The following is a 15,303-nucleotide window of genomic DNA, read 5'->3' as shown; positions in this document are numbered from 1 at the left end:
CGACCGCTATAGATTAAGGTGGATGACTTTTGTATCTAATGATGCATTCAAGACTAAGACTTCAGTTTAGATCCCAATCCTGATCCCTGTCGATAGATAAGTCTCAACAGTTTCTAGATTGGCTGAAATAGATCAAACCTGCACCTGATAAAGGGTAGAGGTGTAGCTGCTGTCAGGAACTGATGACAGTCCTAGTCCGATGCGATTAGATCACATCTTGCAGAACTCGGCGGGTGTTTTGCCAAGCCCAAATTCCTACCATACTAACTAAAATGCTCATGCCTAGGAGCACCGCTCGCAAACCAATTGCATCAGTGAGTGGCCCCGCGATCGCGAGTGGTAGGCTCAGCGCGATGTTGACGACATTATTTTGAAAACCAAACACTTTGCCTCGCATGGACTCTGGCGTTTGTTGATGGATTAGAGTTTGCATGGGCACGCCAATCATCGAAGCACCCACGCCCAAGAAGGCACTTAAACTCAAACCGATCCATAGGTTAGTGGTAAAGGTAAACATACTCAGGGCAAAAGCCATGCACAAGAACCCAATCAGGGGTAGGGGTTTGTGATGGAAGCGATCGCCCCAATGACCTAGCACTCCTGCCCCAAAGACCATACCAATCCCTGCTGCGGCTAGCAGAAAGCCAAATTGATTGGGTTTAAGGCCAATATCTTCTACCAAGTTAATGGCGAGAACCGTTAGGGCAGCAAAGACAGAATACAAAATAGTGAGTTGGAGCAAAGCATTACTCACCAGTCGCTCTTTCTTGAGGTAACGCAGCCCTGCTTTGAAATCATGCCAAGGATGAACCGCTACCAAGTGATCGCTGACATGCTTTTCTCGAATTGGGACGAGCCACAAGACGGCTCCCGCAATCAGATAAAGCCCCCCCACCAAAATCTCCTGGCCGAAGTCACCCCCAACTCTCGCCAAGCTCAACAACGGTTCACCCACGGCAAATCCAATAATTAATGACCCCAGCATCGTCGTTGTAAACAACGCATTGGCGGTCATTAACCCTTCTTTTTCCACCAAGAGCGGAATGGCTGCCTGTTCTGCGGGCGCAAAAAACTGAGTCAGCACTGATTCAGCGAAGGTGATGATCAGGAGAATCAGAAACGCCTTGGGCAAGATCGGGATAAGCAAGGTGAGCAGGCCACGGCTGACATTGCAGATAGTAAGAATGTGCTTTTTAGGAAAGCGATCGACAAAGATACCAGCCGCAGAACCAAACAGAATGGCAGGCAACGTGAAGGCAACCATCAGCACTGATCGCATCGAGTTTTCTAGCCCTGGTAGGGGTTTGTAATCTACCAGCAAGGTAATCAGCAGCACGAAAAAAACTTTATCCGCGACTTGCGAGAGTAATTGCCCCATCCACAACGCCAAAAATGCTCGATTTTTGATCAAGCTGCGAAATCCACTCTCAGGAGGGGGCGGGCTGACTGGAAGCATAAAGCGAAGTTGTAAAGTCCAGGGATTCTACCTCCCCTAGTGTGCGCTTTGCTAGCTCTAAGTGACTAGTTGCTGAGCAACTTTTTCGCTTCAGGCTATTGGGCGAGTGCTAGAGGAAAAAACAAAGAACAAGAATTAGCAAGCTAATGACTGAAAGCCTAAGTTAGCGGCGGTTTTTCAGGAGCAAGGTTTTTAGCTGGTTATGTTTAGCTTACAAAGAGACCTGATTCTCCATAGCGCTGTAGTAGGACAGTTAGAAAAATGGCTGCGGTAGTTGCAGTTGGTGATTGCTGAGTTGGATTGGCTACAGGCACCCACCATCCCTGAACGGTTTGCGGCGATCGCCAAAGCTCTAAATGGTCAATGGCTGGCTCGGCATAAAAACTATCTGCTCCAGCACCCCACAAAGCAGAACTCCAATGGGTAAAGTAATCGTGACTGACTCGGTGAATGGGAAAGTCTCCGTATAAGGGTACACCCCAACCATCCAAGGCGATCAAGGCTTTTACTTGACCCCCCAACTGTTGCCAAGCCCAAGCTGCACCCATAGCCCCTGCCACACCTGCACTAAAACTTAGAAACACCAAGCCCGTTTGAGCAGAACTCAGCTGATGCTGACGAAATGTTTCCTGGAGGAAGTGCACGATATGAAATACAGAATAGGCTGGATAACATTGTGCCGGAAAAATGAATAAGTTTTCAGATTGATTTGTGTGATCAGCGGCCAATAGGTTTGGTGTAGAACGCAATGGCAACCCCTGGAGAAAACTTTGAGTCAGCTCTAAGTTGTGTACACCAGGACAAATAAGAATGCTCATAAATTTAGATTTACTAACAGCTAACTCTGCCATTTCAAGGTTGTCTCAGCGCATTTTGGTTGCTACCTCAAGCTGTGCGATCGCCCGCTAGTTACCCGCTCTAATCGCCTCCTCATCAGCCTCTGATTACCTAGTGACTCTCAGGGGAATATTAGAGGCAAATGTAGATCAGGCATAGATTCAGGCCAGCGCAGTCAAAGCTGGCCAGAGCACCAGTCTGCTAACTAACCACTAGGGCAAAGAAATGGCTTTGATTCTTATCGTCGAAGATGCGTGGTTTACCCGCAGACTCATTAGTAAAACTTTGCAGGCCGCAGGTCACACCACAGTAGAAGCTAGCTGTGGTCGAGAAGGACTGGAGAAAGCTCTCACTCATGCTCCTGACTGTATTTTGCTAGATCTGTTGATGCCTGATCTAGATGGTCGTGAAGTGCTGCAAAAGCTGCGAGACCACGAAAGCCGGATGCCTGCGATTGTCCTGACTGCGGATATTCAGTCGAGTTCTCGGCAGCAATGCTTAGATTTAGGAGCGATCGCCGTTCTAGGCAAGCCCCCCAACCCCCAAGAGTTAGCCGCCGCCATTGACCAAGCGATCGCTGCCAAGGTGGGAGGAATCACTCCATGATGCCAACGGTCTATGAGCTAGACGCTTTGCAAGAGCTAGTGAATATTGGTGTCGGACGCGCCGCTAGCATTCTGAATGAAATGGTTGGCTCTCATGTCCATCTACAAATCCCCTATACAAAGTTAATCTCATCTGCCGAAGTCCAACAGGACTTAGAACAGCAGCTAGGCGTAGCACCGATTTCAGCGGTACGGTTGGGCTTCAATGGTTCCTTCGCAGGCGTAGCTCAACTCGTGTTTCCGACCGATAGTGCCTCCAAACTAGTTGCAGTTTTAACTCGCGAAGAATTTGACTTATACGACTTGGATGCTGTCAAGATTGGCACTTTAAGCGAAGTCGGCAACATTGTGATCAATGGAGTGATGGGGTCGATTAGCAATGTCCTCCAGCAACATCTCAACTACTCGTTACCCATTTATTTAGAAGATACAGTTGGCAATCTGTTAACTTCTCACGACTTCGAGATTGCCAGCGCTACGGTTCTCATTGCCAAAGCTCGCTTCACTATCGAACAACTCCTAATTGCTGGAGACATCATCTTAATTTTTAAGTTGGGCGCTCTCGACACACTGCTCACAGCTCTAAATCTTGGCTTGGAAGAATCAGCATGAATGAAGCCCAACTGATTGCAGAAAAATTTGGTTTACTGGACCAGATTCCGATGGGAGTCTGTGTGTTGCAGCAAGACTTCAGCGTAGTCTTCTGGAACAGCTGCTTAGAAAACTGGACCAAATTATCTAGAAATCAGTTACGAGGTCAAAACCTGACTGAGGTGTTTCCTCACTTACAGGCATCGCAGTATGTGAGTCGTTTGCAACAAGTTTTTGGGAATGGCACTCCTACCGTCTTTTCGGCCCGGCTTCATCAATCTTTAATTCCATCTTGCTTACCCAGTGGGCAATGTCGGGTGCAGCATACTGTTGTGACGGCGATTCCTGCGGCTGATGGCAATGGCTTTTATGCCCTGCTCTCAATTCAAGATGTCACAGACCTCAATTCCCAAATTCAAAATTATAGGCAAGCACAACAACTAGCGCAGCAAGAGATTCAGGAACGCCAACGAGCAGAGGCTGCTTTGCAAGAAGCGCACGACGTTCTAGAGCAGCGGGTACAACAGCGTACAGCGTCCTTCTTGCAGGCAAACATGCAATTGCAGCGCGAAATTCAGGAGCGGCAACGGGTGGAAGCTGACCTGAGGCGCAGTGAGGAGCGCTATCGTTCCTTGGTAGTTGCCACGGCTCAGGTCGTCTGGACCACAGACGCCGCTGGCCAAGCCACGGCAGATTCTCCTCTGTGGCGGGCTCTTACCGGACAAAATGAGACAGAATTCAAAGGATTAGGATGGCTGGAAGTCGTGCATCCTGAAGACCAAGAGCGCATCAAAAGAATTTGGCTGGAGGCAGTTCGGACGAACTCACCTTATGCCGCTGAATATCGGGTCCGCGACAGAGAGGGTTGCTACCGTCACTTTGCGCTGCGGGGAGTCCCTGTACTGGAGAGAGATGGCACAGTCCGAGAATGGATTGGCACTTGTACAGATATCGACGAACGTGTGCAGGCTGAGAACGATCGCAGCCAAGCAGAAGCTGCTTTGCAACAGGCCCACGACGAGTTGGAGCAGCGAGTAGCCGCACGGACTGCTGAACTAGCTCAAGCCAATACAGAACTGCTCAATGAGATTGTTGAGCGCAAGCAAGTAGAAGCCGCTCTACAAAAAGAGCAAACGTTTCTCAAGATTCTGCTGGACAACGTGGAATCAGGGATAGTGGCTTGTGATGCGGCGGGAAGCTTGACCCTGTTTAACCGGGCAGTGCAAAGCTTTCATGCTTCAGACGTGCAGCTAATGCCGCTAGAGGACTGGGCGGCTTACTACGGGTTACATCGGCCTGACGGAAAAACTTTGATGCCGCTCGAGGAAGTCCCCCTCTTCCGAGCTTTGCAAAACGAAAAGGTCCGCAATGTAGAAATGGTGATTGTGCCTCCAGGGGGACAACCCCGCACCGTGTTAGCGAGTGGGCAGGCGATCGCCGATCCTCAGGGCAAAAAGCTGGGGGCCGTAGTAGTGTTGCACGACATTACCGAGCAAAAGCAAGCCGAGCAAGAACTAGCGCGATCGCTCTCTCTGCTGCAAGCCACCTTGGAATCCACGGCGGATGGCATTTTGGTCGTGGACCGAGAGGAGAATATGGTGATTTGGAATGGCAAGTTTGCCGAAATGTGGCACGCTCCTGACACCATTCTGTCTGCTCGGAGCGATCGCCAGTTTGTCGCCTACGCTCAGACTCGCGTTAAAGATCCAACCAACTTCCGAGCTCAGGTGCAGAAGTCTTACGATCATCCAGATACAGCTAGCTGCCATGTGATTGAGCTAAACGATGGCAGAAGCTTTGAGCGTTATGCACAGCCGCAAAAGATTGCTGGTGAAACGGTCGGTACGGTTATTAACTACCGAGACATCACTCAACGCCAGCAAGCAGAATCAGCATTGCAACAGCAAATCTATCGAGCTGACCTGCTCAAACAAATTACTCAAGAAATCCGCCAAAGCTTAAACTCACAAGATATTTTTCGGATTACAGCCACTCAGGTAGGTCAAGCTTTCGGGGCAAATCGCTGTGTCATTCGTGCTTACTTAGCAGGAGCAAGTCCCCAACTTCCTTGCGTTGCTGAATATTTAGAACTAGGCTATGCCTCGACCCAAGTCGTCAAAGTGCCTCTGGTCAGTCAAGTTTATGCAGAAAAGCTGCTGGCTCAAGACCAAGCGATCGCTGTACCGAATGTTTATGCCAGCCATCTCTTTCAATCGGCTGTTGCTAACTGCGCTCAGGTCAATCTCCAATCAATTTTAGCTATTCGCACTTCTTATCAAGGAGCCCCTAACGGCACCATTGCGCTCCATCAATGTGATCAGTTTCGCCAGTGGGCACCCGATGAGATTGAACTCCTAGAAGCCGTAGCTACCCAAGTCGGGATTGCCTTAGCTCAAGCTGCCTTACTAGAGCAAGAAACTCTGCAACGAGAACGGCTAACTCAACAAAACTTGGCTCTAGAACAAGCGCGGCGGGCTGCCGAAGCTGCCAACCAAGCTAAGAGTGAGTTCTTGGCCACCATGAGCCACGAAATTCGCACGCCCATGAATGCTGTGATTGGCATGACTGAGTTGTTGTTAGACACACCGCTAAATTCTCAGCAGCGGGACTTTGCGACCACGATTTGTAGCAGTAGTGAAACGTTGCTCACGCTGATCAACGACATCTTAGACTTTTCCAAAATTGAGTCAGGCAAGCTGGAACTAGAGCAACACCCGTTTGAGTTGCAAGCTTGCGTAGAGGAATCGTTGGATCTTTTGGCATCTCAGGCTGTGGAGAAGGGCTTGGAGTTAACTTATCTGATTCAGCCAGAAACACCAAGCCAAATTATGGGAGATGTGACTCGCGTGCGTCAGATTTTGGTGAATCTGCTGAGCAACGCCATCAAATTTACTCAAACGGGGACGATTGAGTTGTTAGTCACGGCTCGAAAGATGCAGACGCAGGCAGGCAATAAATTTCTGATCTCTGGCGATCGCGTAGGGACGACGAGAGAGATCAGAAATTTATTGCCTGAACTCTCCTCCAACTCGTTTTACGAAGTGCAATTCTCGGTCAAGGATACGGGCATTGGCATTCCAGCGCAGCGGATGCACCGTTTGTTTCAGGCTTTTAGTCAAATCGATTCCTCCACTACCCGCCAATATGGTGGCACTGGTTTAGGTCTAGCCATTAGCGATCGCCTCAGCCAAATGATGGGGGGGTGCATGTGGGTGGAGAGCCAAGGCCAGGTAGCAGGTAATCCCTCTCCCGCTTGGCTGTCTGTTCACGCATCTAAGGCTGGTTCAGGCTCTACCTTTTACTTCACCATCCTGGCTCAAGCCATTGCTTTCACGCCAGTGCTGAACGAGCCTGATTCTACATCTCCATTAGCGAGCCGATTCGCTGGGAAACGGCTGTTAATTGTAGATGATCACGCGGTTAACTGCGCTTTGGTCGTGGGGCAAGCCCAAGCTTGGGGGATGACAGTACGAACTGCGGCATCAGGGGACGCAGCGCTCACACGGCTACATCAAGGTGAGCAGTTTGATCTGGTGCTACTAGATGTTCAGTTACCAGAGATGCAAAATTTAGCTTTGTTTAAGGCAATTCGGCAGCAGCCCGGATGTCAGCAGTTGCCGATCGCCTTCCTCGCACCAATGGGATGGTCCATAGCTAGCCCGGAAGTAAATGCTGCACCTTCGACCGCGTTGCTGTCCAAACCAATCAAACAAGCCCAGCTGTATGAAGTAGTCACCAAACTTCTAAACGAACCAGTGCTGCCTCAAACCGTTGCTTCCATGAATCTAGCTACTTCGGATATTTCACCAGAATTACCTCAATTGCGGATTTTGCTCGCGGAGGACCACACCGTGAATCAGAAGGTGGCCTTGCTGCTGCTGAAGCGCTTAGGCTACACAGCCGACATCGCTGCAAATGGTTTGGAGGTGCTAGAGGCATTGCGTCGTCAGGTTTATGATGTGATCCTAATGGATATCCAAATGCCTCAGATGGATGGGTTGGAGACAACTCGTTGCATTTGTCAGGAATGGTTGCCTCATCAACGTCCTCGGATCATTGCAGTGACTGCCAATGCGATACAGGGCGATCGCGAGATGTGCTTAGAGGTAGGAATGGACGACTACATCAGCAAGCCAATCAAAGTTGAGGAATTGTCTACTGCTTTGCTGAGATGTCAGCTGAAGACTAGTCCCAGCGATCGCCCACACCAAATAGACCAGGTAGAACATAGCTCTGCGGCTGTCGATGCTCAAGTCATGCAGTCTTTCCGCAAGATGGTAGGTGAGGATGCAGGGGGCATCTTGGTGGAACTGATTAGTAGCTATCTCCAAGAAACTCCCAAGCTGATCCAAAGCATGCAGCTAGCAAGCGCCCAGGGTGATCTAGCGTTGTTGCGCTTACTGACTCACACTCTAAAATCAAGTAGCGCTACCCTAGGAGCTATCAGGCTTGCTGCCTTGTGTAAAGAGCTGGAAAGCAACTGTCAGGAGATGGCATCGATGAATTGGGTCGCCCAAGTCGCTTTAGTAGAGAAGGAGTTCACCGAGGTTAAAGCAGCCCTAGAACTGGAGCGGCAACGGTGTCTGATATAAGCACGATCTTGGATCAGCGAGACTCTCCATTAGTGCTAGTCGTGGATGACGATGTCTTCATGCGGCTACAGTTACGTCGAGCGATGGAGCAAGAAGGCTACCAGGTCGTAGAAGCCCCAAACGGAGAGCAAGGGCTAGAAGACTACAAACATCTGCATCCTGATATTGTCCTCTTGGATGCACTTATGCCGATCATGGACGGTTTTACCTTTTGCGCTAAGCTACAAGCCCTTCCTAGTGGCGATCGCACTCCGGTTTTGATGATTACCGGATTAGAAGATGAAGAATCAGTCGCCCAAGCTTTTGCTGCTGGAGCTACTGACTACGTCACCAAGCCGATCCATTGGGCCGTGTTGCGTCAAAGGGTGAAGCGCTTAATTCAACAAAGCCAACTGCATCGCCAGCTAGAATCAACCAATCAGGTACTACAGCGTCTGGCCTTAGTAGATGGGCTAACTCAACTAGCGAACCGCCGCTGCTTCGATCAGCACCTCTATCAATCCTGGCAACGTCTGGCTAGAGAGCGGGTGGCCCTCACCTTGATTTTGTGTGACATTGATTGCTTCAAAGCCTACAACGATACCTATGGTCATCAAGCGGGAGATGACTGCTTGCAGCAAATTGCTAAAACCATTAGCAGTTGTGCTAGACGTCCTGCTGACCTCGCAGCTCGCTATGGCGGCGAAGAATTTGCTTTGATCTTGCCTTCTACCGAATCTAGGGGCGGGGTTAAAGTCGCCCAGGATATTCAATACAAAGTCAAAGTGCTCCAACTTCCCCACAATAGTTCTCAAGCCAGTCATTGCGTGACGCTCAGCTTAGGCATTGCAACAGTTGTGCCCCAATTTGATTCAAATCCCTCAGCCTTAGTTACCCTTGCCGATAAAGCGCTGTATCAAGCGAAGGCCGCAGGACGAAATCAATACTGCACTTCCCAAACAAGCCTCTACTAAGCTTGAGCTGGCTGCCATTTGTGATGAACCATTTGTGATCAACCAGTTTAGTCAGCGATCGCCTAGAAAAAATATTTCTTCGGAAAGAAGATTTGATAGCTAGGATTCGCTATCAATAGCGGTGTTGTCTGCAAGATATACAGCGTAGGTAGTGTCTCTCATCGGAGCGATCGCCGTTATAAAACATTTTTTAATTCCATCCCCCCGGAGGGGATGTTAGCCTAGGGAGACTAGGACGTGCTTGAAGTAGAGCTTTTAAGCCGCTGCTGATGCGTCAGTGATTAACTAAAGTGCAAGGTCGAGGAACAAATAGTGGTTGCAACTCCCGAAAAACAGCAACAGCAAACTCCAACTTCATCTGTCCCGCAAGATCGAGTTGCTGTCTTGTTGATGGGTTATGGCGAAGTCGAAAGCTACGAAGATTTTGCGAACTACAACGAGCAAGCTCTTAACTTACTCACCGCTAAGTTCGCCCCAGTTCCCACTTGGATCTATCCTCCCCTAGCCAAACTGCTTGCAGTTTTTGATCTGCACGAGTGGGGACACCAGCACGACAACTTTATTTCGCCGCACAATGCCATTTTTGAGCAGCAACGAGCTGGAATTGAAAAAAACTTACAAGCCAGATGGGGCGATCGCGTCCAAGTTTTCAAAGCCTTTAACTTCTGTGCGCCATTTCTGCCAGAACAGGTGTTAGCCGAGATTAAAACCCAAGGTTTTGACAAAATTCTGATTTACCCACTGCTCGTCGTTGATTCCATCTTTACCAGCGGCATTGCTGTGGAGCAAGTGAATAACGCTCTCACCAAGTTAGTAGATGGCACCGAGCATTGGGTCAAGGGTCAGCGCTATATTCCCTCCTTCTACAGCGAACCGGAATATATTGATCTGCTGGCTAATTTGGTCGAGGACAAAATCAAAACGGATTTGGCTGTAGCTCATCTCCCCTCCCAAACGGGCATCATTTTGATGAACCACGGCTGTCCGCACAAAGCCAAGGGCTTCACCTCTGGGATTGAAGAAAGCGAAGCACTTTACAACCGGGTTCGTGAGAAGTTGATTTATCGTTACCCCCTCATTTCTCCGGGATGGTTAAATCATCAAACTCCTTTGATTGAGTGGACGCAGCCTAATGCCGAACTAGCTGCCAAAAACTTGATGGATTTGGGGGCAACCGCTTTAGTCTTTATGCCGATTGGCTTTGCGACTGAAAACCATGAAACTCTTTTGGACGTAGACCACATTATTCACGGTCTCCGTCGCCGCCGACCTGACGTGACCTACGTGCAGATGGAATGTGTCAATGCCCAGCCTGAGTTTTTGCAGATGGCAGCAGATTGGGCTAATCCCCAAATCGAAGCGTTGTTGGCAGAGCAGGCCCTGGTGGTAAACCCAAGTCTAGCTAAGGCTCAGGCGCAACATACCCATGATCACCATCATCATGGCCATCACGATCACTCTCATGGCAACGAGCATCATCACGATCACGGACACCATCACTAGAAAACAAGTGCGGCAAGATCTCTAGCGATCGCTGCCAAAAAGTCTATTGATAAACAAGAAAGGGGGTTAGTAACCCCCTTTTTGCTGTGATTGTGATTTTAGTTGGGAAGATTTGCCAAAGTTAATGAGGCAACTTTTAAGAACGGGTGCTAGTTGCGGTACCTTCTTTGTTGCCATTATTTAGTGCTGTCAGTATTAGTGCTGCCAGTAGTTAAAACACCTGCTTGAGCTACGAGCACGTCCTGAGCAGAAGCCACAGAGACGCCGCGCAGCTTACAAGTGTTCTCGACTAAGCTGCGAGCGAATTGGTCGAAACGTTCAGATAGTTTTTCGTCTCGTAGCTGACCGTTTGGGTCAAAGGCGCTCCAGGCTTGCCCGATCGCAACTTGTTCTGGAATTACCCAAGCGTGGACCCAACGCATGATGACGCGCAAGTCATTTAGGGCGTTGCTGTTAGACTGGCCGCCGAGCACACTAATCAATCCAGTCACTTTGTCAGATAACTGCTCAAAGCTCAGCAAGTCCAAAGCATTTTTGAGCACACCACTGAGGCTGCCGTGATACTCCGGTGTGGATAAGATCAGGCCGTCTGCTTGCTTAACGGCTTGGCGCAACCGAGCTACGTCTGGGTAGTCCAAATACTCGTCTTGTCCCCCACGGCAAAAAGGCAGGTTCAAGGTGCGGAGGTCAATGACTTCCACTTCGGCACCGAGCGATCGCAATCGCTCTGCTGCTACATGCAATGCTTGGTAGCTATGAGCGTCAGCGCGTAGACTACCACCAATACCAACAAATCTAACCATAGGTCTAGCCCTTCTAAAGAAATTCCGTGCAAGCTTGAAATAACTGCTGAAGCTTCAGCCGGAAACCAAGTCTGAATGAAACGCACAGATTTGGTGAGCTGAGAATTGGCTCGAAAAATAACCTAAAAATGTCTTATTGAAAACGGAGTCATTACGACTACAATTAGCTTAACTAAGAAAGTTACATTTTGTCAAATTTATATGTTTTCCTTAGGGAAAATTAGAGATCAACTTTCTTGAGGATGGTTGCGGTAGATAGCTATCAACTAGATCAAGACCTGAATCAACAGAGTTGTTACTCAAAGTCCTGAAGTCCAGGATTAGGAAAGTTAAACTAGATAAGAGATTTCCTAGCTTCTACTGTCAAGCTGAGTTTTGCAGCTACTCAGAGGAGTTAGGTTCAGGCGGGAGGCAAAAGGCAATCCAGTATGAAAAGTTTCCGCAAGGCACTGACAAATAATCGCTTGATGAGGAGTTCTGCCGTTACTGGGGCAATTACAGCCAGTTGGTTTTTACTCCAAACTGCGTTGTTAACGACCCCAGGGCTAGCTCAAGCAGGCCGCAACTCCCTCACTTATGGTGAGCTCTTGCGGAAAATTGATGCAGGTCAAGTATCACGGGTTGAGGTCGACCCAACCCAAAACGTTGCTAGAGTCCGGTTGGCAGGAGAGAAAAAGACGGACGCGATGCAGGAAGTACCTCTGCTGGAGCAGAATCCTGAGTTGATTGAGCGCATCCGGGCCAATGATGTAGATTTTGAAGTTCAACCATCTCCTGATAACAGTACAGCCGTTGGCTTGCTGGCAAATCTGCTGTTGATTTTTCTCTTGATTGCGGGTTTGTTGATTATTCTGCGGCGCTCGACTAACGCCCCAGGTCAGGCGATGAACTTTGGCAAGTCGCGGGCTCGGTTTCAAATGGAAGCCAAAACAGGCGTCATGTTCGATGATGTCGCTGGGATTGAGGAAGCTAAAGAAGAACTGCAAGAAGTTGTGACTTTCCTCAAGAAGCCAGAACGCTTTACCGCTATTGGAGCGCGCATTCCTAAAGGAGTGTTGCTAGTGGGTCCTCCAGGCACGGGTAAAACTCTGTTGGCTAAGGCGATCGCGGGAGAAGCGGGTGTACCCTTCTTCAGCATCTCTGGTTCTGAGTTCGTCGAGATGTTCGTGGGTGTTGGTGCTTCTCGCGTCCGTGACCTGTTCAAAAAAGCGAAAGAAAGCGCGCCTTGCATTATCTTCATTGATGAGATTGATGCGGTGGGTCGTCAACGAGGGGCAGGCATTGGTGGTGGGAATGATGAGCGGGAGCAAACCCTCAACCAGTTACTCACCGAGATGGATGGCTTCGAAGGCAACAATGGCATCATCATCATTGCGGCAACCAACCGTCCTGATGTCTTGGATTCTGCGCTATTGCGTCCCGGTCGCTTCGATCGCCAAATTACAGTGGACCTGCCTAGCTACAAAGGCCGCTTGGGGATTCTAGAAGTTCATGCTCGCAATAAGAAGCTAGCACCAGACATCTCTTTGGATGCGATCGCCCAAAGAACCCCTGGTTTTTCAGGAGCTGATCTAGCCAACCTGCTCAATGAAGCTGCTATCTTGACCGCCCGACGGCGCAAAGATGCAGTTACACCTCTAGAAGTGGATGATGCGATCGATCGCGTCACCATTGGCTTAACTCTCACCCCGTTACTTGACAGCAAGAAGAAGCGCCTGATTGCCTATCACGAGGTGGGTCATGCCCTCCTGATGACGCTGCTAGAAAAAACCGATCCCCTAGACAAAGTGACGATTATCCCTCGCTCTGGTGGGATTGGTGGATTTGCCAAACCTCTACCCAATGAAGAGACCATTGATGATGGCTTGTACAGCCGCGCTTGGTTGCTCGATCGGATCACCGTTTTCTTGGGTGGCCGTGCAGCGGAAGAAGAAGTGTTTGGCTATCACGAGGTGACAAAAGGCGCTTCGGGAGATATCCGAGCTGTGGCTGACTACGCTCGAGAAATGGTGACTCGCTACGGTATGTCTGACTTAGGGCCATTTGCGCTCGAAAGCCAAAGCAGCGAAGTGTTCCTGGGGCGAGATCTGATGAATCGCTCGACTGAATACTCTGAGGAAGTCGCTACTAAAATCGATCACCAAGTCCGAGCAATTGTCTTCCAGTGCCATGAGAGAGCCCGTACCTTGCTGAGGGAAAATCGGGCTTTGATGGATCGGCTGGTGGATACGTTACTAGACCAAGAAACGGTTGAAGGCGATCAATTCCGCCAGATTGTGGCTGAATACACCCAAGTGCCTAGCAAGCATCAGCCAGCGGCTCCTAGCGAAGTCAGCAGCATCTAGCTGGTAATACTTGTTACGCGGGCATCTTGCTCGTGCAAACGGGCTACCACCTGTTTTCGCCCCAAAATTGAGCCATAAAAAAGAGAGAACAGATTTTAAGGCTGTTCTCTCTTTAGTTTTGTCTGCCTTAATTCAGAACCTTTAGTTGGGGCGGCTAGAAACTGAGTGACCAGCTCTTTGCTGAGCATACATGGCTCGTAACACTAAAGCTGGATCAACCCACTGCCCAGAATACTTCATCCCCCAGTGGAGATGGGGGCCAGTGGTACGGCCTGTCATACCTACTCGACCGATGCGGGTTCCGGCAACTAGCTGTTGGCCTTCGCGCATCTGAATGCCACCTTCGCGATCGACTAGGTAACGACCTCCATTAGCCGTTTCTACATGACCTTGCATATGGCAATAAATGTGCTCCCACTCGCCCGACTGAACGACCACTGAAGTACCGCAAGCGCTGTCATCAGACACTTCCACCACGGTACCGTTCCACCAACTCCGAATGTAGCTACCTTCGGGGGCAGCCAAATCTAGGCCGTGGTGAAATTCCTGGCTATAACCGCTGGGAGATTGGCGATAGCCAAAGGCAGAGGTATAAGCTTGGAAATTTTCAACTGGGAAAGAGGCGCCTTGCCAAGTGCTTCCTGTCGCTACTTGGTTGGTTGCAACTTCTTGTGCTCTAGCTGTTTTTTGGGGCCAGTCAGAGGCAACGAAGCCTGCTAAACCCAAACCTGCAATCAGTAGGGCTTGTCCAATTCGAATCATAGTTTTGGGTTTTAGGAGCGATGTGGATGCTTGCTGCTTACTCCTCAACTGCTCAGCGGACTTACAATTGCGTTTCTCCATACAGCGTCCTTTACGGATGACGAAATATTTCTAAGGTCTCAATCAGGGGGGCAGGATTGAGTCTGCTGTAGCTCAAGCACTCAGATTATGTACGTCGATACACCCGTTTAAGTTCCTCAAGCGATCGCTGCCAGATCATCCTAGATCAGGAGTTGCTAGCTCAGAACCATTTTGTAGCCAGAAGCACGAATGGCCATCAATGCCACTAGCGCTTCCGGAGTATATTACCCTAGGCTGCTGGCAAATCTATCAGGTGTTTATGTCAATTCGTCACAGAGCCGCTGAATCAGTGTAATTTCGTTCTTATATCTGTTACAACTTTTTACAGTCCATTAAATTTCACAAACTGCTGCCATAGCCATGCAGATTAATATTTTTCCCATACCGCTAGTACTCGATACTACGGCGATCGCAGGGGCGAGTTTGTGGTCCCTAGGCTTATATTTAGGATTCTCATCCGTGGGCCAATGGGTAACAGAGCAAATCAATCGCTGGTTTAACTTCGCCGAGCGATCGCTCTACACGTCAGAAGCAGAGTTTGAGCGGACTCGCAAAGCCCGGGAAGCCCAAAATGCTTTCTATGCATCGGTCTTTAGCATTGTGCCGTTTCTAGGGGCAGGAGCGCTGTGCAACTACGGAGTGGAAATTAGTCTAGGTAAAAGCTGGGCTATCAGTTTAGGAATTTTGACTTGTATAGGCTGTGCTGTTTACGAGCTAGGCCGCCGAGATGGGCAGGCAGCGGGGAAGTGAGAGAGGTGAGGAGTTAGGAGTGAAG

General features: G+C 49.4%; 11 protein-coding genes. 7 read left to right on the top strand and 4 right to left on the bottom strand.

Annotated features, from left to right (window positions below; genetic code table 11):
• Positions 1-205: 205 nt before the first annotated feature.
• Positions 206-1,456, bottom strand: a complete 1,251-nt coding sequence (locus tag NDA01_RS18075) for an MFS transporter (RefSeq protein WP_190434428.1) — start codon at positions 1,454-1,456, stop codon at positions 206-208.
• A gap of 206 nt (positions 1,457-1,662) precedes the next feature.
• Positions 1,663-2,274: a hypothetical protein gene (locus NDA01_RS18070; protein WP_348229043.1), complete on the bottom strand. Its 612-nt coding sequence runs from the start codon at positions 2,272-2,274 to the stop codon at positions 1,663-1,665.
• 244 nt (positions 2,275-2,518) lie between these two features.
• Here NDA01_RS18070 and NDA01_RS18065 point away from each other — a divergent pair, with 244 nt between their 5' ends.
• The 5 genes from NDA01_RS18065 to NDA01_RS18045 all read left to right on the top strand — a co-directional run bounded on the left by NDA01_RS18065 (position 2,519) and on the right by NDA01_RS18045 (position 10,537).
• Positions 2,519-2,899 (top strand): response regulator transcription factor, encoded by a 381-nt coding sequence (locus NDA01_RS18065; RefSeq protein ID WP_348229042.1) that lies wholly within the window; start codon positions 2,519-2,521, stop codon positions 2,897-2,899.
• Positions 2,896-3,510 carry a chemotaxis protein CheC gene (locus NDA01_RS18060; protein ID WP_348229041.1) on the top strand — a complete coding sequence of 205 codons (615 nt, stop codon included), beginning with the start codon at positions 2,896-2,898 and terminating at the stop codon, positions 3,508-3,510. The genes NDA01_RS18065 and NDA01_RS18060 overlap by 4 nt, the downstream gene beginning before the upstream one ends.
• Positions 3,507-8,081, top strand: coding sequence for a PAS domain-containing hybrid sensor histidine kinase/response regulator (locus NDA01_RS18055; RefSeq protein WP_348229040.1), 4,575 nt, complete (start codon positions 3,507-3,509; stop codon positions 8,079-8,081). Before NDA01_RS18060 ends, NDA01_RS18055 begins: the two co-directional genes overlap by 4 nt.
• Complete coding sequence (locus tag NDA01_RS18050) at positions 8,069-9,034, top strand: diguanylate cyclase domain-containing protein (RefSeq protein ID WP_348229039.1); 966 nt, start codon at positions 8,069-8,071, stop codon at positions 9,032-9,034. The genes NDA01_RS18055 and NDA01_RS18050 overlap by 13 nt, the downstream gene beginning before the upstream one ends.
• Before the next feature lie 312 nt (positions 9,035-9,346).
• Positions 9,347-10,537, top strand: coding sequence for a ferrochelatase (locus NDA01_RS18045; protein ID WP_190434420.1), 1,191 nt, complete (start codon positions 9,347-9,349; stop codon positions 10,535-10,537).
• A 176-nt stretch (positions 10,538-10,713) separates the two neighbouring features.
• On the opposite strand, the gene NDA01_RS18040 is transcribed toward NDA01_RS18045, so the two are convergent.
• Positions 10,714-11,340 carry an NADPH-dependent FMN reductase gene (locus NDA01_RS18040; RefSeq protein WP_348229038.1) on the bottom strand — a complete coding sequence of 209 codons (627 nt, stop codon included), beginning with the start codon at positions 11,338-11,340 and terminating at the stop codon, positions 10,714-10,716.
• Between the two features lie 428 nt (positions 11,341-11,768).
• On the opposite strand from NDA01_RS18040, the gene ftsH reads away from it, so the two are divergent.
• Complete coding sequence (ftsH, locus tag NDA01_RS18035) at positions 11,769-13,685, top strand: ATP-dependent zinc metalloprotease FtsH (protein ID WP_190555122.1); 1,917 nt, start codon at positions 11,769-11,771, stop codon at positions 13,683-13,685.
• Between the two features lie 141 nt (positions 13,686-13,826).
• Here ftsH and NDA01_RS18030 read toward each other — a convergent pair whose 3' ends face one another.
• On the bottom strand, positions 13,827-14,447 hold the full coding sequence (locus NDA01_RS18030; RefSeq protein ID WP_348229037.1) for a M23 family metallopeptidase: 621 nt from the start codon (positions 14,445-14,447) through the stop codon (positions 13,827-13,829).
• A gap of 441 nt (positions 14,448-14,888) precedes the next feature.
• Here NDA01_RS18030 and NDA01_RS18025 point away from each other — a divergent pair, with 441 nt between their 5' ends.
• The gene (locus tag NDA01_RS18025) at positions 14,889-15,278 is read left to right on the top strand and encodes a hypothetical protein (RefSeq protein ID WP_348229036.1); all 390 of its coding nucleotides are present in this window, start codon (positions 14,889-14,891) and stop codon (positions 15,276-15,278) included.
• The last annotated feature ends 25 nt before the right edge of the window (positions 15,279-15,303 follow it).

The organism is Trichocoleus desertorum AS-A10 (assembly GCF_039962155.1).
GTDB lineage: Bacteria > Cyanobacteriota > Cyanobacteriia > FACHB-46 > FACHB-46 > Trichocoleus.
The sequence above is the reverse complement of the archived record's forward strand: the minus strand, read 5'-3'. Positions and strand labels throughout refer to the sequence as shown.